The sequence below is a fragment of the Chloroflexota bacterium genome (assembly GCA_009840355.1).
Lineage (GTDB): Bacteria > Chloroflexota > Dehalococcoidia > Lucifugimonadales > JADFKI01 > Bin90.
Window position 1 is genome coordinate 21,844 of record VXNZ01000025.1, and the last position, 18,888, is coordinate 40,731.

Sequence of the window (18,888 nt, forward strand, 5' to 3'; positions counted from 1 at the left end):
ACACTTTATTCATTGAGCCTTATGAACGTCGCCTCCTAAAGGCTTACATCTTTCTGTGAGACTTTACGAACGCCCTACTGCATTGGCGAGCACTCGGCAGGCAGTAGTATCTTGTTTTCCTGGTGAACTGGCGCGACCGGGCTGGCCGGTGGCCAAACGCCCTTAGCGCGTGTCTCTTCGCGCACCTGCATGCGATGCTCGAAGCTCTCGTATGCCCACATGTGGACCCACTTGTTCAGCGCCCCTACATCCGAGTAGAACGCGCCTACTAGCGGGGAATACTTCTCGCGCTCTTCGATTGCGCCGCCCCAGGCCTCGATGACCTGCGGGATGTCGCCGGGTTTGTAGGTGTAGATGCGGATTTCATACACGGGTCCGACCTTGCGCTCGCCGAGCGGCTGCATGAACGGTGCAGGCAGGTAGAAGTCGGACTGCATATTGACCACAAACTCGCCCGTGTTAGGTGGCCATGCGCCCGCCGCCATTGCCTTGCCGCGCGTGTCGGTGCGGTGGTTCATGTCGTCGTAGGGCCAGATGTGCAGCACCTGATTGAGTGGACCCGCTTCCGTGTGCCAGAGGCCCGCGAGCGGCGAGAACTCCAGTCTGCCGGGCAACTTATCGCCGAAGCGCTTCTCGAACTCAGGCACGCTTCGCGGCACCAAGTCGTAGGTACGAAACTCATATAGCATATCCTGCTCCTTTGCTTATCCTTTCCATTCTGTCTATCGATGTTTGAATCCCTAATATACTCCGGTGCGCCATTCAGGATAGCGCGAATCTTTGCCTCTTACAACATCGTGGAAGAGTTGCTCCAATTGCGATACGGCCGGTCCGATTTCTCCGTCACCGATGGTATAGCCGTCGATGTTGCTGACGGCTTGCACTTCGGCGCCGGTGCCGCAGATGAACACTTCGTCGGCGATGTACAGCTCAGTGCGATCAACGTCGCGCTCTACGACTGGGATGCCGAGTTCGTTCTCGAAGAGTTGGCGCACGACATCGCGGTTGATGCTTTCCAGAATGCCGGCGGACACCGGCGGCGTTATAGCCACGCCGCCGCGCACGATGTACAGGCAGGCGTACGAAATCTCCGACACCTTGCCTTGTGGATTGAGGATTATGCCGAAGTCATAGCCGTGCCGCGAGGATTCGTCCGCGACATAGCGACTGTTCTGGTAATTCGCGATCGCCTTGACTCGCGGCGGCATCACGTTGTCTGATATGCGTGTCCACGAGCTTACGCCACAGGTGACGGTGCGCCCTGAGCCTAGCACCGAACCAATCTGCCGATTGAAGATGGTGATGTCGCCGGGGCGCTCCGATACCGGCAGGTAGCCGGGCGTGGTACTGCCACCGAAGTACGCGAGCGGCTGCACATAGATGTCGTCGCGGAATTCGTTCGCCTGCACCAGCTTGACGATTTCAGACTTCAGCTCGGTGACGGACCACGGCGACGTCATGCGCATCACCTTCATTGAGCGCAGCAGGCGGTGAAGATGCAAGTCAAGATGGAAGATGTTTAGCTGCTCTTCCTCGGAGTTCCAATAGCCGCGTATCCCCTCGAAGACCATCGAAATCGCTGACCAACCAAGCGTCGATGAGTGCACCACCGCATCGTCCCACGCCACGAGATCACCGGACATCCATACATAGCTCGGGTCATCTCCGGTTGTCCCCAGCGTGTCCCTAATTCCTCTTGTTGTCATTGAAGCATCCTCTTGCGCTAAATCGGTCCACTAATGCAAATCAATGCGAAAAGAGTAACATGGGGCGAATGCCATGTGAACCTTTAAGCGGGGGCTTGTCTATTCCCCCTGCGGAGAAAGAGCAGTTCGCCGGCAGCCGTTTATAGTAAAATATCCATGCCACACCAGCAAAACACTGTTTGCAGGAGCAACCCATGACCAACAGCGCGAACCGTCTCTTCGACGCCACCAGCGATCGGATACTCTCGGAAACCTGGGAGCACTACCCTAGCATGGCGTCGCGGCTTGGGTTGCACGAGTACGACGGCAGGCTACCGAGCGTATCGGCTCGTGCGATTGCCGCGCGCACGGGTCAGGTGAGAAATGGCTTAGCGGCGTTGGAGAGCATCGATACCACGGCGCTGAGCGCGCGCAGCTACTATGACCATCGCATTTTGACCGACAATCTGCGGCGCGAACTGCTGGAATTGACCGAACTGCGCTGGCACGAGACAAACCCGATGGAAATGCTGTGGCACATCGATATGAGTGCGTACATCCAGCGAGACTACGCGCCGCTTGAACAGCGCGTCGAATCACTAACGCAGGCTCTCACCGGCGTGCCGACATTCATGGCAGAACTACGGTACGTGATGAGCGGCAGGCTGGCGTCACCCGTGCTTGAGGCAAGCATCGAAGCATTCGAGGGCATCATTGACTTCTACCAACAAGACCTTGTAGATGCGACAGACGCAGTGCGAGACGACGGCCTGCAAGCTAGATTCGAGGACGCGCGCAGCCTCGCAACTGTATCGGTGCGGGAGTTTGTGGAGCATCTGAAGGCGCTGCGTCCATATGCGGACGCGAGTTTTGCCATCGGCGGCAAGCGGTTCGCGGCGCTGCTCGAGTACGGTGAGATGGTGGATTTACAGCTTGAGCAGCTGCTCAACTTTGGCGAAGCGGACTTGAAGGCGAACATGGAGCGCTTCGTAGAAGTCGCTGCGCTTGTGGATGCGGACAAATCGCCGGCAGAAGTGATGGCGGAGATTGCCTCTGACCACCCTGCCGCAGACGCGCTTATCCCGGAGACGCGCGACATGCTTGAAGACATCAGGCATTACATCATCTGCCACGACATCGTGAGCGTGCCGTCGGAAGTGCGCTGCCAAACCGTGCCCACGCCGTCGTTCATGCGCTGGGCATTCGCCGCGCTGGACTTCCCCGGACCGTATGAGCAGAGCGCGGACGAGACATTCTACTATGTAACGCCGGTCGAAGAGCATTGGAGCGACGACGAGAAAGAGCAGTGGATGACATCGTTCAACTACGCCACGCTGCGGGCGGTGTCCGTGCACGAGGCGTATCCGGGGCACTACATCCACTACTTGCACACCATGAGCGCGGACTCGATGATAAGCCGCGCATTCGGCGCGTACTCGTTCTGGGAGGGCTGGGCGCACTATACAGAGCAGATGATGGTGGAGGCCGGCTACCTGTCCGACCCGCGCAGTGAACTCGGTCAGCTGATGGAGGCGCTGATGCGAAACTGCCGGTACATCTGCGCCATCAAGATGCACACGCAGGGCATGACAATCGATGAAGCGACGCGCTTCTTCATAGGCAACGCCTTCATGGAAGAGCTGCCAGCAAGCAAAGAAGCGATACGCGGCACATTCGACCCGATGTACCTGAACTACACGCTTGGCAAGCTTATGATCCTGAAGCTACGCGAAGACTACCGGCAAGCAAAGGGCGACGCGTACACGCTGCGCCAATTCCACGACGAATTCCTTTCACACGGTGCGCCGCCAATACCACTTGTGCGCGAGATGATGCTTGGCGAAGATTCCGGGGATGTGCTCTGAGCGAAAGATGGCGACACTCGCGCTATTGCAATTCCGCCAGAATCTCGTCCGTATGCTCGCCCAAAGCCGGCGCGTGGTGGCGGATTTCGCCTTCGCTTTCGTCTAGGTGCACCTGAATGCCGACCTGCCGCATTGTGCCTAAGGCGGCATCGTCGATTTGTGTAACGGCGCCCATTGCGGACGATTGCTCGGTGGCTAGCCATTCGTCCACGGTACGGCACATTGTGCATGGCACGCCCGCGTCATCCATAACTTGCTCCCATTCGAGGGCGGGACGGCTTCGCCAGATGGCTTCCAGCGCGTCAATCCACAGGCGGCGGTCTTCAGGATGCGCGCGCAGGCTGTCCGTATCTAGCAGCGGCTCCGCCCATTCGGGATGCCCGAATGCTTGCACCATCGGAATCAGCGCGCGCGGATAGCCGGCGTTGATGTTCACCCATCGGCCGTCGCTGCACTCGTAGAAGCGCGCGACGGCCGGGTGTGGCTTAGCGTCGTCTGCATCGGGAGGCAGCACGACTGCCTGCGCACCCATCGCGCCGAACATTGCGTCGTACATCGGCAAGTCAATGCGCTGACCTTCGCCTGTTGCTTCCCTGTGCAGCAGCGCGGCAATGACTGCGGGCGCAGCGGTGATTGCGTCGAATATGCTCGCATGCGGAACGGCGATATAACTTGGCGCGCCTTCCCCTGTGCTTCCATCCGTGCCTCTAGTCGCGTAAATGCCGGTTGCGGCGGCGACAAGCGTCTCATGCGGCGGCAATGCAACGTTTGGATGTTCACTGCCAAATGCGGGCAAACAGACGGAAATCAGGCGCGGATTGTTGGATTGTATATCGCTGACATACGCGCCGTATGGCAAGGCTTCGCCATCGCTCACCAGAATATCGGCTGACGCGGCGAGACGCGCGATAGTCTCAGAGACATCGTCGCTTGCGGCGTCAACGACAATGGATTTCTTGCTACGATTCCACACCGCGAACGGCGCATCGCCGCGCAGCGTGCTGCCTTCGGGCGGCTCAACCTTTACTACTTCCGCGCCTTGGTCGGCGAGAAGCATGCCGAGCATCTGCGATGCGATATAGTCGCCGAATTCTAGTACGCGGTAGCCTTCGAGTACGCCGCTCAAGTGTTATCCTCCTGACTGAATGGTCGCGGCAATTATAACATGTGAGGCTTTGCATCGATGAACGGGTTAAGGCCAGGATCTTTCGGCTGTCACCCTGAACGAAGTTAAGGGTCTAAAATCGCTGTGTGGAAACAAGCCTGTCCGTAGTCAGCGCGTTTAGATTTCTCGCTTCGCTCGAAATGACATGAAAAGTCGAAAGATACTAGGGTCAAGACAAGAGTAAGACAAATGGGACGGATAGGGTTATAATCTGCGGCAGTGTTCAACTGCATGAAGGTCTTGTGGAGACTGCGATATGACGGCTAATGGGTCGATGAACGGAGCAAAGGGTGCGCTTGCGCCGATACGGATATGCGACTTTTCGGGACAGCTGGCGGGCGCCGGCGCCACGCGGTTCTTCGCTGCGTTCGGCGCGCAGGTGATCCGCATCGAGGACAGGCTGAGCCAAGGCGGATGGGATATTTTTCGCGGCAATGGTCCCTACAAGGACGATCGGCGCGGCACGAACCTAGGCGGGATGTTCAATAACCACAATGTGGAAAAGCTGGGCATTACACTGAACGCGAAGAGCGAGCGTGGCAAGGAACTGCTGCGCGAGATTATCTCCATCAGCGATGTGGTTACCGAGAACTTCAGCGCGGGCGTGATAGAGCGCTGGGGCTTCCCGTACGAAGAGATGCGCCGCATCAAGCCGGACATCATCTATGTGTCAAACTGCGGCTTCGGGCATCGCGGTCCGTACACGCACTTCAAGACTTGGGGCCCCGTCGTGCAGGCAGTATCGGGGCTGACATTCCAATCCGCGCTGCCGGACATGCCGCCCGCCGGCTGGGGATTTTCGCACATGGACCACACCGGCGGCTACTTCATGGCGATCGCGATTCTGATGGCGCTGTATCACCGCAACAAGACCGGTGAAGGTCAGTACATCGACATGTCGTGCACAGACGCCGCGCTGACGCTAAACGGGCCCGCGCTGCTGGATTACACGGTGAACGGACGCCCGCTGCGTCGAGACGGCAGCCCACACAGCAACCGCAATGTTTTTCCGCCGATGTCGCCCCACGGCATATACAAGGCAAAGGGCGACGACAGATGGGTCGCAATATCGGCGCGCGACGATGCGGAATGGCACGCCGTCTGTGATGTCATCGGACAGCCTGAACTCACGGCGGACGCGCGGTTCGCCACGCTGCAATCACGCTTGGATGGCGAGAATCAGGATGCCTTGGACACCATCATCGAAGCCTGGACACGAGAGCGATCTGCATTCGAAGTGCAAGACAAACTACAGGCGAAGGGCGTTGCCGCCGCTGTCGTGCAGAAGCCGGAAGACCGTATGGACTTGGACGCTAATTCGCTTGCGTGGGACACATTCCCAGAGGTCAAGCATCTCGAAATGGGCGATGTGCGCGTCGAGGGCATCCCTATGAAGTTGTCCGAGACGCCGGCGAAAATCAAGAAGGGCGCGCCGGTACTAGGAGAAGATAACGATTTCTTCTATGACGAAATCCTGGTGGTGGACAAGGCTGAGCAGCAGGAATTGCACGACAGGGGGGTTATTTAGATGGCATCTGTTCTCGACGATGTGCGGATTATCGAGTTAGGCGGCGCACTCGGTGGTTGGTGCGGCAAGCTACTGGCGGACATGGGCGCGAGCGTTATCAAAGTAGAACCGCCGGAAGGCGACGAGACGCGCGGCTATCCGCCGTTTCGCAATGACGAGCCGGACAAGAACAGCAGCCTGTATTTCTGGTACTACAATACCAGCAAGCAGAGCATCACGCTGGACGTGGAATCCGAGACGGGCCGCGACCTGTTCCTGCGGCTTGTGGAGAACGCGGATGTGGTCATCGACAGCAACCCGCCGCAGTATCTCGACTCGCTTGGACTGGGATACGAGCGAGTGTCGCAGGTCGCGCCGGGAATAGTATTCGCGGCGATAAGCCCGTTTGGGCAAAATGCGCCATACTGGGATCGCGCATCGACCGACTTGACGGCGCTGGCATTCGGCGGTCCGGCGTGGAGCTGCGGCTACGACGATCATTCGATTCCGCCGGTGCGAGGAGGAGGCAATCAAGCGTATCACACGACCTGCCACTTCGCCGCGATAGGCATACTGACGGCGCTAGTGCACAGGCAGTTCACTGGCGAAGGACAGTTCATCGATGTGAACATGCACGCGGCTCAGAATGTAACGACCGAAGGCGCGGTGTACAACTGGCTGGTCGCGGGGGACACGGTGCAGCGGCAGACCGGACGGCATTCGTCTCCCGTGCCGACTGCCGATGTGCAAATGCTCTGCGGCGACGGGCGATATGTGAACATCGGCTTCCCCGCGCGCACCGAAGACCAGTGGCTGCACCTGCTGGCATGGCTGGACGAGCATGGATTAGTGGGCGACCTATCGAGGTACATAACGCCGCCGAGCCGCGCGGCGCTCATTCAGCGCGACCCGGATGCGATAAAGCAGATGGACGAGGTGATGAGCGCGGTCAGCGACCTGTGCATGGCGAACACGGCATACGACATTTTTGTGCGCGCGCAGGACATGGGCTTCCAGTGGGGCGTAGTGTATTCGCCCGAAGAAACGCTCGAAGACCCACACTTTGTAGAGCGCGGCATGCAAGTGCCCGTCGCGCACCCGGAGCTGGACGCCGAGTTCGTCTATGTAGGCGCGCCCTACGACTTCGAGGCAACCCCGTGGAGCATCCAGCGCCGCCCGCCCCTGCTAGGCGAAGACAACGGCAGGGTGTACGGCGAGATTGGCATCGATGCCGCAGAGCTTGAAGCGTTGAAGGCGGCGGGCGTGGTATAGCAAACGGCAGCAATCAGCGGCCAGAAAGCACCATGACAGAAAGCACATCAAGGGCTTCATACCAACCACTTGCCAAATCGAAAGCCTCCGGGCAACACGATGCTCGGATGCCTCGTCACTCTCGCTATTCCGACTCGGCAACTAACTGCTCATAGCAATTTCGTGCCAGCTGGCAAGGCAGTCGGCACGCCAAATGCGTCTGCGCATTGAATTACGCAGTCGCCACTCACTTCACCGCAGCCGCCTGTTCCGCCCGCCACACTTCAAGATTCTCCCGCATTTGCTCAATGTGCTCGGGGACATGGCGCTCGTAGGTGTCAAGCCAGTCCTCTAGCGTGGTGTCGCCGTTTTCGGGGTGATACGATGCATGCGCCCAGACGGATTCTGGCAGCGTCTTGATTAGCGTGTAGCTCTTGTGACGCAGCCATTTGAACAACGCCAGCGCGTCTTCGGTGCTCTGCTCATGATAACCAAGCGTGGCGGTCCATTGGTTCTCGTCGTATGCCATCAGCGGCTCACCCTGCTCGGCGATGATGCGACGGCAGCGAATGTAGCTATTCGCCTCGCTGTCGGTGTTGTGAACTATGATCTCGTGGATGCTCCAGCCGCCGCGCTCGTCGCGGTACTGCCACATTTCGCGCGGGAACTCGTCTAGCGCGGCAACCAATAGGGCATGTGCGTTGCCGTAGGACTCTATCTTGCTTGCGCGTTCTTCTGGCGTCATTTCTGCGTTCCTCCCCTTTCCTTACGTGGAATTGTGATGTATTTCACATTTTAGTCTGGATTCCGGGCGCGCGCAAGGAACTCTGGCTGCCATCTAGGATATTTCGGTTATTCATGCCATATCAAGCGAGGCGATAAATCCAAACGCGTTGACTACGGGCAGGCTTGTTTCAACACAGCGACTTTAGACCCTTCACTTCGTTCAGGGTGACAACCGAAATGCCCTGGGCTGGCATCATTTCACTTTGCCCCCTAACGTTCCCCATCTGACTGAGGGAAGGGACTTTGCGCCGTCGCAAAATTGACCATAGCATTTAGACTACTTATAATTGCGGCTGACGCAGTTATGCGCAGTTGACCGATTTGCGAGATACCCATTTCGGCAGGAAGCGGAAGGAGACAGTTATGGTTCAGCAACAGCCGCAGATTTTGAGACCCGAGACTCTGGTGGAAGAGTTCAAGAAGAACGGCGTAACGCACATCATCACGATCCCGGACAGCGAGACGAACTACTTGTACGAGCTGATGCTGGAGCAGGATTGGCTGGACGTCGTACCCGTGTCGCGCGAGGGCGAGACGATGGGCGTGGCGCTTGGGCTGAATGTGGCGGGCAAGGTGCCCGTATGCCTCATTCAGAACACAGGCATGATGGAATCCGGCGACTCGATTCGCGGCATGGCGCTGGACAGCGGCTTTCCGCTGGTGATGGTCATCGGCTATCGCGGCTGGACGCGGTGGGGCAATACGCCGGACACGGCGGCGACATACACCGAGCCGTTCCTGAACGCATTCCGCATCAACTACTATCTGGTCGAGCACGACGAAGACGGCGACCGCATTTCCGAGGCATTCGCAGAGGCGCGGGATACGAACCGTCCAGTGGTCGTGCTAGTCGGCGACGAGTATCACGGATTCAACAGGTAAGGCGATGTGTCACAGGGTGGCGAGGCGTCCGCGCATCCATCCTGCAATGCTCCCTACCCTACACATCTCAAAGCAGTCACATCGCGGCGAGAGACACGGCAATCTGACAAGGAGACAAGATGCTAGATCCAATTGATGTATTCAACACATTCGCGCCGCATCGCGGCAATGCAATCGTAACCTCGGCGGGCACGGCGGGCAGGCACTGGCAGGACGTCAGCGACCAGCCGGCGCGGGACATTGCGCTGGGCGGCGCGATGGGACACACCACATCCGCGGCGTTCGGGCTGGCGCTCGGACTGCCGGACGAGAAGATTGTGCTGTTCGACGCGGAAGGCTCACTGCTGATGAATCTTGGCGTTATCGCGAGCATCGCAGGCAAGAAGCCAAAGAACTTCGTTCATTTCGTGCTGGACAACGAGTGCTATGCGACCACAGGCGGGCAGCCCGTACCGAACTCTGCGGAGATCGACTACGCTGCGATGGCGAAAGGCGCCGGCTATACCGCGGCGTACAACTTCGACGACCTCGAAGACTTCGCAACTAGCATCGAGGACATCATGAATGAAGAAGGTCCCGTTATGGTGTCCATCAAGATTCAGCCGGAAGTGCAGAACCTGCCCATCGGCTTGCGCGAGCGCCGCGTAACCCGCAGCCGCGCCGAGACCATCGACGATCTGCGCGCGGAGCTTGGCATAAGCTAACTGCCAGCCAATAGTCCATCCTTCTTGACTTGGGAACAACCTGCGAGGCAAAGGGTCGAGATAGAAAAGCCCTTTACATTTCGAAATGTAAAGGGCTTTTCATTTGTCCGCTAATGCGCCGAATCGCGGTCGGAGGCAAGCGGGCGTGGGCGGTAGTATATCCCCCAGCGCTGCATGGCTTCATACACGCGATCGTCCTGCATCTCGCAGAGTTCGCGGAAGAAACCGGCAAGCGAATGCACATGCAGCAATTCATCGCTGCAGACCCAATTCGCCTCACTGCGCACCACATAGACAATCCCGTTCTGGTGCTCACACTCCAACTCGATGCGCTTGCCATCGCTGTCGTGCTTAACCGTCAGTCCAAAGTTCGCCATGCAATGCTCCCTATTCTGCGCTTTCGCTTTCGCGCAGGCGAAATCATAGATTTTGGTTGTGGTTTCGTGTTCGGAGGTCATTTGTCGCTCCATTGGGTATTCAACCTCTGTGTGCGAACATTCACCCCCATCCAACCTTTCCACGCTCCAACGAGAAAGGACTGATAAGATTTGACGCGGCGTTGGGGGCTGATATAATTCCGTTTACGACACTATTTTATCAGACTTAGAGGAGTAGATATGCCGACGCCTCGCTATCAGGATGACAGCATTATTATCCATAAGATGGAATGTGGGCCCTACGCGAACAATATGTACCTCGTGGTGTGTCCGCAGACTAACGAGAGCATTCTCATCGACACGCCTGCGGATCCGGAGCCGATGATCGAGCTTGCGAAGACTACGGATGTCAAGGCAATCATCATCACGCACAATCATATAGACCACCTGCTCGGTTTTGACGCTGTAACGGCGGCAATAGACGCGCCGGTGGGCATCAGCACGGAAGACGCAGACGAACTGCCGCGCCCGGCGGACAGGCTGATTAGGGACGGCGATGTGATTTCCGCTGGGAAAGTCAACCTCACCGCGATGCTCACGCCCGGACACACGGCAGGTTCCGCCTGCTTCTACACGCCGGGACACCTGTTTGCCGGCGATACGCTGTTCCCCGGAGGACCGGGCAAGACCTGGTCGCCGGAATCGTTCCAGGAGATAATAGAAAGCATAACGACGAAGCTGTTCAAACTGGACGACGACGACACCGTGTTCCCCGGACACGGCGGCGATGAGACCGATGTAAAGACTGCCAAGGCGGAATATGCGGATTTCGCCTCGCGCGAACATCCAGACGACATTTTCGGCGATGTGCTGTGGAAGGACGCGTAGGCGACGAAGACGGCACGAAAACGCGCTGCCCGGACAACGCCACGGAGTCGCAAGACGGCGGCGGGCTTATACCTGACGAGGCGCGCTACGATGTGCCGGTTGCGACTGGCGGCGACGCACTGCAAATTGGTGCCGAAACGCACTGCAACGACCCAACGTCCGGCAGCGATGCCCTGTCCTGCAGCGACACCGGCAGCACAAGAATCGTACCGTGGTCGCTGCTTGATGTTGTCATCGCGTCCGTGCTGTTCGTGCCTGCGGGCGTCGCCGGCAGTATTGGCTTGGGATGGGCGCTGCTGTGGCTTGGAATCGTCGAAGACAGGCTGATGGCAGGCGTGCTGGGCAGCGCGCTTTTGCCGTCTGCGCTGGTAGCGGCGGGTTGGATATTCGGAGTGCGGCGGCACGGCGTATCGGCTGCGATGCTGGGATTCCGCCGCGCATCGCTGTTCGAGACGGCGTGGCTACCAGTTGTGGTGCTGGCGATTGGGCTGTCGGTTGCGATGGTGTACGCGCTCATCGTTAAGGCGCTGGGCATTGACATACTGCTGCCGGAGCAGAATCTCGACGAGTTGGCATCGTTCGACGGGCTTGCGCGAGTACCGGTATTCGCGGTTGTGAGCATACTCGCGCCGCTCGGCGAAGAAGTATTTTTCCGCGCGTTCCTGCTCACCGCGCTCGTCGCGGCGATTGGCAGGCTGCGGGGAATGATACTTAGCGCAGCGATATTTTCGGTGGCGCACCTGGGCATCGGCACGCTGTTTCCGATATTCGTGCTGGGTATGCTGCTCTCATGGCTGTACCTGCGAACAGGGTCGATATGGCCGCCATTCGTGGCGCACGCGGCACAGAACGCCTTGGCGCTAGTGGCGCTGGAATTACCGTTCGACACTCCGGCAGCACTAATTACGACATAACTACGACACATCAGGGCTATGCAAAGGAAGGCTATGACCAACCGCATCGATACGACACTGGCGGCGCTGAGGGCTGAAGACAAGTACGCGCTTGCGCCATTCGTTACTCTGGGATACCCGGATATGGCTACATCGGAGGATATGGCTGCGTCCATTCTGGACGCCGGAGCAGATATGCTGGAACTGGGCATACCGTTCAGCGATCCTCTTGCCGACGGTCCGACCGTTCAGATGACGAGTTTCTTGTCCTTGGAGAACGGGACGACACTCGTGAAGGCAATGGACGCTCTACGCAGGCTACGTGCCAAAGGTATAGACTCGCCATTAGTTTTCATGGGTTATTTGAATCCATTCTTGAACTACGGGATAGAGAAGTTCGCTAAGGAAGCTTCGGATGCGGGCTTAGACGGAATCATCATCCCGGACTTGCCGCCTGAGGAAGCGCCGCCGTATCAGGCGATACTGGCGTCTCAAGGCATACATCTGATACCCCTTCTCGCGCCAACAAGCACCGAGTCGCGTATAGAGCAGGCTTGCAAACAGGCAAGTGGTTTCATATACTGCGTGAGCGTTACAGGGGTAACGGGCGCGAGATCGGAGTTATCGGGCGGCGTAGAAGGCCTGGCGCGGCGCATACGCGAGCATAGCGACCTACCGATACTGGTGGGGTTCGGCGTGTCTAGGCGAGAGCATGTGGAGAACATTGCGCGCTTCGCCGACGGCGCGATAGTAGCAAGCGCAATGCTGGACAGCGTGAGCAGGGCGTCTAGCGAAGACGCGCCGGAGACTGCGGCTGCATTTGTGCGGCAGCTGCGTGGCGGCGATTAGAGCGACAATTCTCATTAGTCAGCAATAGATCACTCGAATTCCACTTTGAACAGAAAAAAGGTGCAGCAGGATGTCCAAAGTCCGCGGCATAAGAGGGGCAACAACGGCTCAAAGCAACGAAAAGGACGAAGTATTCAATGCGACGAGCGAGATGCTCGCTGAACTGGTGAAGGCGAACGATTTGGATGCGGACGATGTGGCGGCGGCGTTTTTCACCACTACGCCCGACTTGAACGCAGACTTTCCGGCAGCAGCGGCAAGGCTAATGGGCTGGACGCATGTAGCGCTGCTGGACGCAGTGGAGATTGATGTGCCCGGCTCGCAATCCATGTGCATCCGCACGCTAATCTTGGTCAACACAGAAAAGCGCGCCGACGAACTGGTCAACGTGTATCTGCGAGAGGCAGCAAACCTACGCCAATGGCGCACCGAAGACAAAGATTAGCCTTCGGTCTCAGCATGCGCGATCCTATATCCTATATACCTTTTCCTCTTTACAAGTCTCAAACGATTAATCTTGCTCAGCAAGTTATATGGGAATATGTCCCTGTTTGCCATGGGGCATCTCACCCTGGGGAAGTTAGGCTAGAGAAAGAGCACGCAACCCTTCACTTCGACCTTGCAATAACCACTGTGCTGTTCGTCTCACCGCCGTGTCCATGATGCCCATGCCCTTCGCCTTCGATGGGCGGCAGGTCTGCGACCTTCACGGCGCGCTCAATCTGCAGTTCCAGCCCTAATTCCAGAAGTTCCGCAGCGATTTCGTCTGCGTCTGTCAGAGTTGCTAAGTGCCCTTCTTCCGTCCAGCCTTCGATTGGCGTGGAACGGTCGTGGCTGACGAATAGCAGTCTGCCGCCGGGCTTCAATGCCCTGCATATATTGGCGAACATCGCAACCCTGCGCGCCGGTGGCAGCTGGATGTAGAACGATGTAATGAGATCGTAGGCGGTTTCCGGTCGATAGGTGGCGGCATCGGCTTCAATGAATTCGATGTCAACGCCGGCGTTGACGGCATTGCGTTTGGCGACATCAATACCGGCAGTCGAGAAATCCAGCGCGGTTACCCGCCAGCCTTGCTTCGCCAGCCAGATGGCGTCGCTTCCATTGCCACAGCCTACTTCGAGCGAATTGCCCGGCGGCACATCCGTAAGCTCCGCTACAAGAATCGGGGACACTCTGAAGTGCGGCGAATCCTGCGATTCGTCTTGCCAGATTTCATCCCAGAACACTTTCGTATCGCCGTCCATCTAAATCTCCGTGTTGTTTCGCGCATTTCGTGTCGTGCTTGCTTATTCTTACGCCAATTGTAGTATAATCCGCGCCACTATGCTGTCTGCCACTATGCGTTTCACCCGAAACTACATCATAAACCCGCCGCAGAGTCGCCGCTCGCTGTACTTTGGCTCCGGCACGCACATCGTGAGCGACCTGCACTTCGCGCTCTTGTATCCGTTGTTGCCTCTGATACAAAGAGACATGGGGTTGTCGTTCACGGAAATCGGCATCCTGCGCGCATCCTTTAGCGGCGCGTCGGCAGTGCTGCAATTGCCGGCCGGCTGGATCGCCGATTACACTGGCGAGTTCTGGTTGCTGTTGCTCGGCAATGTGTGGGTCTCGATTGGGTTAGTCGGGATGGCGCTCGCAACTACATTCCTGTGGCTGCTGATACTGAGCGTCGTGGGAGGTCTCGGCGGCGGATTCCAGCATCCGTTGGCATCCGGCATGGTGTCGCGCGCATACGACGACAAGGGACGCTCTGCGGCTGTCGGCACGGTGAACTTCGCCGGAGACTTGGGCAAGCTGCTCGCACCGCCGATTGTAACCGCAGCAATCTGGGCGCATCCCCTCTTCGCAGCCCGGCTTGGGATAAACTTCGGGTGGCGGCAACTGCTGATCGTTGTCGGGTTGATAAGCCTCATACTTATGGCGCTGGCAACGCTGACGCGGCGCGCCGTGGACATCGGAAAACCCGTGCGAGAGACGGACGAACAGCAGAGCGCAGCGGCGAACAAAGCGCGGATGAACGGCTTCGTTACGCTAAGCGGCATAGGCGTACTGGATTCCATGGCGCGGGTCGGCGCGCTCACATTCATCCCGTTCGTACTCATATCCAAGGATGTTAGCGAACCGCAGGCGATTGGGATGATGACATTCGTGTTCGTTGGCGGCGCGATTGGCAAATTCACGGTCGGCTGGCTCGGCGATAGGTTCAGCACGGTCAGCCTCATCTGGGCGACCAAAGGTTTGACTGCGGCGCTGATTGCACTCGCGCTGTACACACCCATGACGGTGGAGACAGCGCTGCTGCCCGGAGTACCGATACCCGTGATGGCGCCGTTGCTGGTGGCGCTCGGCATTGGGTTAAACGGCACATCGTCGATTCTGTACGCGACGGTGGCGGAGTATGTGCCGGCTAGCAGACGCGGCAGGTTCTACGGCTCGTTCTACACGACCAACGAAATTGGCACGGTAATCGCGCCAATAGGCTACGGCAGGATAGCCGACATTTTCAGCCTTTCCAGCGCGATGCTCATTATGGGCGGGGCAACGGCACTGATTCTGCCGGTGAGCTTGCTGTTGCTGACACATAAGTTTAGTCGGTAGCCGTTGACTCTTCAATGGCATAAGGCTAGGGCGAGCGCGCACCTTTTGGAAGCAATAGGCTTTCTTGCCCTATCCTACTTTCTCCCGAAGAGGGAAAGGACATATTGATGGAGAACAAAGGTGAGATGATATTTGAACGCCATACTGCATCAGAATTATGGCAGAAGGGAATGCGTGTCTGATATACTGCGAACACTTTGGGCGCAGGTAGAAAATCAGGGTTGAATTCGCTCTGCCCAACGCAGAAACCGGCGCGTAAATCACCGTGAATGGACGGCAAGGCCGAGGCACAATGCGAATCGAGCGGGAGCTGGGACAGGCGCACATCGACAGGAACTCGGTGCTGACCATCGGCGTCTTTGATGGCGTGCATCTAGGGCATCAGAGCCTGATTACGAAGGTGATCGCCGAGGCGCGAGCGCAGAACGCCTCGGCGGGCGTACTGACTTTCCGCAATCATCCCGACTCGGTGCTGAATCCCAACTTTCAGCCACAGTACATCACCAGCATTGAAGAACGCATTCGCCTCATCGAAAAACTTGGCGCAGACTTCGTTGTTCCGGTGTCATTCGATGAGGAAGTTGCGAGATTACGAGCGCGCAAGTTTGCCGAACTGCTGCGCGGTAAACTTAGAATGCACGGGCTTGTGGTGGGACCAGATTTCGCGATGGGATACAAACGCGAAGGCAATGTCGATACACTGACCAAGATTGGCGCTGAACTCGGCTTCTCGGTGAGCGCTGTGGACCTGCTGTCCGAAGGCGGTACCGCGGTGCGCAGCACCAATATACGCAGGGCGCTCGTCGATGGCAGAGTTGCGGACGCGGCAAAGAAGTTAGGACGCAATTTCGCCATCATCGGGTCGGTTGTGCCGGGTGAGCAGCGCGGCAGAATACTAGGCTTTCCGACCGCGAACATCGAAGTACGACCGCACATGGCGATACCCGGCAACGGCATATACGCGACACGCGCATTCGTGAACGGCGAGCGATATATGGCTGCGACAAGCATCGGCACTCGCCCGACCTTCGATGGCAAAGGGCGTACTATCGAGGCGTACTTACTGGGATTTGACAGTAACCTGTATAATATGGAACTACGCTTAGAGTTCGTACAGCGTCTGCGCGACGAATTGAAATTCGACAGCGTAGATGCCCTGCTAGAACAGATGGAGCTGGATGTAGAACAGACGCGGACATTGCTTCAGGCATAGCGATTGCCCGAAGCCCAGAAATAAGGGGGTCTCTCATGCAAGAACGCCCGGGCGAGCCTGGTCATACGACCGTAGAAGATGCCCCACGAAGTGCGAGCAGCGGCAATCGAGACGCCGTTGTAGAGGCTCGCCGCGTAGCGGCCGAGTACGCAATCTTCGCCGAGATAGGTCGCGTCATCAGCTCTTCGCCGGACATTCAGGAAGTCTATGAAGGCTTTGCGGCGCAGGTTCGCAACATTCTCCCGTTCGACCGGCTGGTCATCAACAGCGTGAACACCAATGCCGGCACAGTCGTTACGCTCTATCAGTCCGGCGAGACCATTCAGGAATGGGCGCCGGGTCTTGTGCGAGGTCTTGCGAATTCGCCTACCGAATGGGTCGTGGAAAATCGGCGCGGTCTGATTTTGACGCCTGCCACCGAACATCTTGTCGAAGAGCAGTTTCTGTTACAGACGCCCATCGCGCGCAAAGGGCTGCGATGGCTGCTCGCCGTGCCGTTGTTCTCGCGCAACGAAGTCATAGGCACGCTGCACTTCAGGTCGAGCGACCCGAACGCATATGACGAGAACTGCCTGGAATTAGCGGAGCGCGTCGCGTCGCAGATCGCAGGCGCGGTCGCCAATTCGCTACTCTATGCCAAGCAGATGGAAACGCAAGCCGCGCTAGAGGAGAGCGTGCGCTTCGAGCACCGACTCGTTCAAGAGCAGACGCTGTTCGCCGAAATCGGCAGAATTATTTCGTCGTCGATAGAAATCAACGATGTCTATCAGGACTTCGCCAATCAAGTGCAGAAACTGTTGTCGTTCGACAGGATTTCGCTAAGCATCCTGAACAAAGACGAAGACATGCTGACCAACGCCTATGTGCTCGGGGAAGCGATGGAAGCACGCGGCGTAGGCGAGACGTTTTCTATGCTCGGCACGCCCGCGGAAGACGCGATACTGACCGGTGAGACAATCTTAGTGCAAGGCAGTGCGGATGTGCTCCGTGCGCGATACCCGAGTATGGTGTTTCACCACATGCGCTCCATCGTTATGGCGCCGCTGGTATTTGAGAACGAGCCTATAGGCTTGCTGAACGTGCGCTCGCTCACGGAGAACGCCTACACGCAGCGCGACATAAACATGCTGACGCAAATAGCGCGGCAGATTGCGCCTGCGGTCGCCATTTCGCAATTACACGCCGAACAGCGCAGGCTGGCGACATTCCCTCTGCACAACCCGAATCCGGTAATCGAGGCGAATCTCGACGGCAGCATCGCGTTCTGCAACCCGCTAGCAGAGCAGCGCTTCCCGAACCTGCACGACATGGGCCCGCGACATCCTATCATGGCGGAGATTGACGAGATTATCGAAGATCTCGCGGCAAGCGGCGGATTCCACTCTCGCGAGGTTGATGTCGGCGACGAGACATACCAACAGCGTATCGTCCACATTCCCGCTACGAACCAGATTCGCGTGTATTCGAACGACATCACGCCGCGCAAGAGAGCGCAGGAAAAACTGGCGCGCCAAGCGGACGAACTTGCGCGCTCCAACGCCGAGTTGCAGGAGTTCGCATACGTGGCGTCGCACGACCTGCAAGAGCCGCTGCGGGTCATATCCGGCTTCGTGCAGCTGCTGTCCGACAGGTACAGCGGCCAGATGGACGAGACGGCGGACGAGTTCATCGGCTATGTAGTGGACGGCACCGAGCGGATGAAGATTCTAATAAACGACTTGCTGGAATACTCGCGCGTCGGCACGCGGGGACGTCCACTGGAGCCGGTCGAAAGCTCGAGTGCGCTGGAACATGCGCTTGCCAATCTGCGAGTCGCGATAAACGAATCGAACGCGAAGATTACGCACGATAGGCTGCCCAAAGTTCAGGGCGACATCAACCAGATCTCGCAGTTGTTCCAGAACCTCATCAGCAACGGTATGAAGTTCTGCAACGACGAGAAACCGGAGATTCACATATCGAGCGTGCGGCTGGGCGAGTCATGGGTGATGTCGGTGTCGGACAACGGCATCGGTATTGACCCGGCGCACAATGACCGCATTTTCGGTATGTTCAAGCGGCTGCATGGGAGGGGCGAGTATCCGGGCACCGGCATCGGCCTCGCGATATGCAGCAAGATTGTCGAGCGGCACATGGGAAAGATTTGGGTTGAATCCGAGGTTGGAAACGGGGCAACTTTCAGTTTCACACTGCCGGTTGCGGAGGATTAAATCAAAGGA

18 protein-coding genes are annotated in these 18,888 nt (G+C 57.8%); 12 read left to right on the top strand and 6 right to left on the bottom strand.

Features of this window, described 5'->3' with window-relative positions; all coding sequences use genetic code 11:
* Positions 1-74: 74 nt before the first annotated feature.
* Positions 75-689 carry an NIPSNAP family protein gene (locus F4X57_07080; protein MYC06918.1) on the bottom strand — a complete coding sequence of 205 codons (615 nt, stop codon included), beginning with the start codon at positions 687-689 and terminating at the stop codon, positions 75-77.
* Positions 690-740: 51 nt separating this feature from the next.
* Positions 741-1,706: a branched-chain amino acid transaminase gene (locus tag F4X57_07085; GenBank protein MYC06919.1), complete on the bottom strand. Its 966-nt coding sequence runs from the start codon at positions 1,704-1,706 to the stop codon at positions 741-743.
* Positions 1,707-1,900: 194 nt separating this feature from the next.
* Between F4X57_07085 and F4X57_07090 the strand changes: the two genes are divergently transcribed.
* Positions 1,901-3,550: a DUF885 domain-containing protein gene (locus F4X57_07090; GenBank protein MYC06920.1), complete on the top strand. Its 1,650-nt coding sequence runs from the start codon at positions 1,901-1,903 to the stop codon at positions 3,548-3,550.
* Positions 3,551-3,572: 22 nt separating this feature from the next.
* On the opposite strand, the gene F4X57_07095 is transcribed toward F4X57_07090, so the two are convergent.
* Positions 3,573-4,676, bottom strand: coding sequence for a hypothetical protein (locus F4X57_07095; protein ID MYC06921.1), 1,104 nt, complete (start codon positions 4,674-4,676; stop codon positions 3,573-3,575).
* Between the two features lie 295 nt (positions 4,677-4,971).
* Here F4X57_07095 and F4X57_07100 point away from each other — a divergent pair, with 295 nt between their 5' ends.
* Together F4X57_07100 and F4X57_07105 are read left to right on the top strand one after the other, a co-directional pair.
* Positions 4,972-6,243, top strand: coding sequence for a CoA transferase (locus F4X57_07100; GenBank protein ID MYC06922.1), 1,272 nt, complete (start codon positions 4,972-4,974; stop codon positions 6,241-6,243).
* Positions 6,244-7,494: a CoA transferase gene (locus F4X57_07105; GenBank protein MYC06923.1), complete on the top strand. Its 1,251-nt coding sequence runs from the start codon at positions 6,244-6,246 to the stop codon at positions 7,492-7,494.
* A 226-nt stretch (positions 7,495-7,720) separates the two neighbouring features.
* Here F4X57_07105 and F4X57_07110 read toward each other — a convergent pair whose 3' ends face one another.
* Positions 7,721-8,218 carry a hypothetical protein gene (locus F4X57_07110; GenBank protein MYC06924.1) on the bottom strand — a complete coding sequence of 166 codons (498 nt, stop codon included), beginning with the start codon at positions 8,216-8,218 and terminating at the stop codon, positions 7,721-7,723.
* Between the two features lie 404 nt (positions 8,219-8,622).
* Here F4X57_07110 and F4X57_07115 point away from each other — a divergent pair, with 404 nt between their 5' ends.
* Both F4X57_07115 and F4X57_07120 read left to right on the top strand, forming a co-directional pair.
* On the top strand, positions 8,623-9,141 hold the full coding sequence (locus F4X57_07115; protein ID MYC06925.1) for a hypothetical protein: 519 nt from the start codon (positions 8,623-8,625) through the stop codon (positions 9,139-9,141).
* Between the two features lie 119 nt (positions 9,142-9,260).
* Positions 9,261-9,845, top strand: coding sequence for a hypothetical protein (locus F4X57_07120; protein ID MYC06926.1), 585 nt, complete (start codon positions 9,261-9,263; stop codon positions 9,843-9,845).
* A gap of 110 nt (positions 9,846-9,955) precedes the next feature.
* Here F4X57_07120 and F4X57_07125 read toward each other — a convergent pair whose 3' ends face one another.
* Positions 9,956-10,222, bottom strand: a complete 267-nt coding sequence (locus tag F4X57_07125; GenBank protein MYC06927.1) for a hypothetical protein — start codon at positions 10,220-10,222, stop codon at positions 9,956-9,958.
* Positions 10,223-10,462: 240 nt separating this feature from the next.
* Between F4X57_07125 and F4X57_07130 the strand changes: the two genes are divergently transcribed.
* The 4 genes from F4X57_07130 to aroH all read left to right on the top strand — a co-directional run bounded on the left by F4X57_07130 (position 10,463) and on the right by aroH (position 13,297).
* A complete protein-coding gene (locus F4X57_07130; protein ID MYC06928.1) occupies positions 10,463-11,110 on the top strand; it encodes an MBL fold metallo-hydrolase in 648 nt (215 codons plus the stop codon).
* Complete coding sequence (locus F4X57_07135; protein MYC06929.1) at positions 11,095-12,024, top strand: CPBP family intramembrane metalloprotease; 930 nt, start codon at positions 11,095-11,097, stop codon at positions 12,022-12,024. The genes F4X57_07130 and F4X57_07135 overlap by 16 nt, the downstream gene beginning before the upstream one ends.
* Before the next feature lie 18 nt (positions 12,025-12,042).
* Positions 12,043-12,852: a tryptophan synthase subunit alpha gene (locus F4X57_07140; protein ID MYC06930.1), complete on the top strand. Its 810-nt coding sequence runs from the start codon at positions 12,043-12,045 to the stop codon at positions 12,850-12,852.
* A gap of 70 nt (positions 12,853-12,922) precedes the next feature.
* A complete protein-coding gene (gene aroH / locus F4X57_07145; protein ID MYC06931.1) occupies positions 12,923-13,297 on the top strand; it encodes a chorismate mutase in 375 nt (124 codons plus the stop codon).
* A gap of 163 nt (positions 13,298-13,460) precedes the next feature.
* On the opposite strand, the gene F4X57_07150 is transcribed toward aroH, so the two are convergent.
* Complete coding sequence (locus tag F4X57_07150; GenBank protein ID MYC06932.1) at positions 13,461-14,099, bottom strand: class I SAM-dependent methyltransferase; 639 nt, start codon at positions 14,097-14,099, stop codon at positions 13,461-13,463.
* Positions 14,100-14,178: 79 nt separating this feature from the next.
* On the opposite strand from F4X57_07150, the gene F4X57_07155 reads away from it, so the two are divergent.
* From F4X57_07155 to F4X57_07165, 3 genes are all read left to right on the top strand, one after another.
* Positions 14,179-15,456 (top strand): MFS transporter, encoded by a 1,278-nt coding sequence (locus F4X57_07155; protein ID MYC06933.1) that lies wholly within the window; start codon positions 14,179-14,181, stop codon positions 15,454-15,456.
* A gap of 292 nt (positions 15,457-15,748) precedes the next feature.
* The gene (locus tag F4X57_07160; GenBank protein ID MYC06934.1) at positions 15,749-16,669 is read left to right on the top strand and encodes a bifunctional riboflavin kinase/FAD synthetase; all 921 of its coding nucleotides are present in this window, start codon (positions 15,749-15,751) and stop codon (positions 16,667-16,669) included.
* Positions 16,670-16,704: 35 nt separating this feature from the next.
* Entirely contained in the window at positions 16,705-18,879 is a 2,175-nt protein-coding gene (locus tag F4X57_07165; protein MYC06935.1) for a GAF domain-containing protein, read from the top strand.
* The last annotated feature ends 9 nt before the right edge of the window (positions 18,880-18,888 follow it).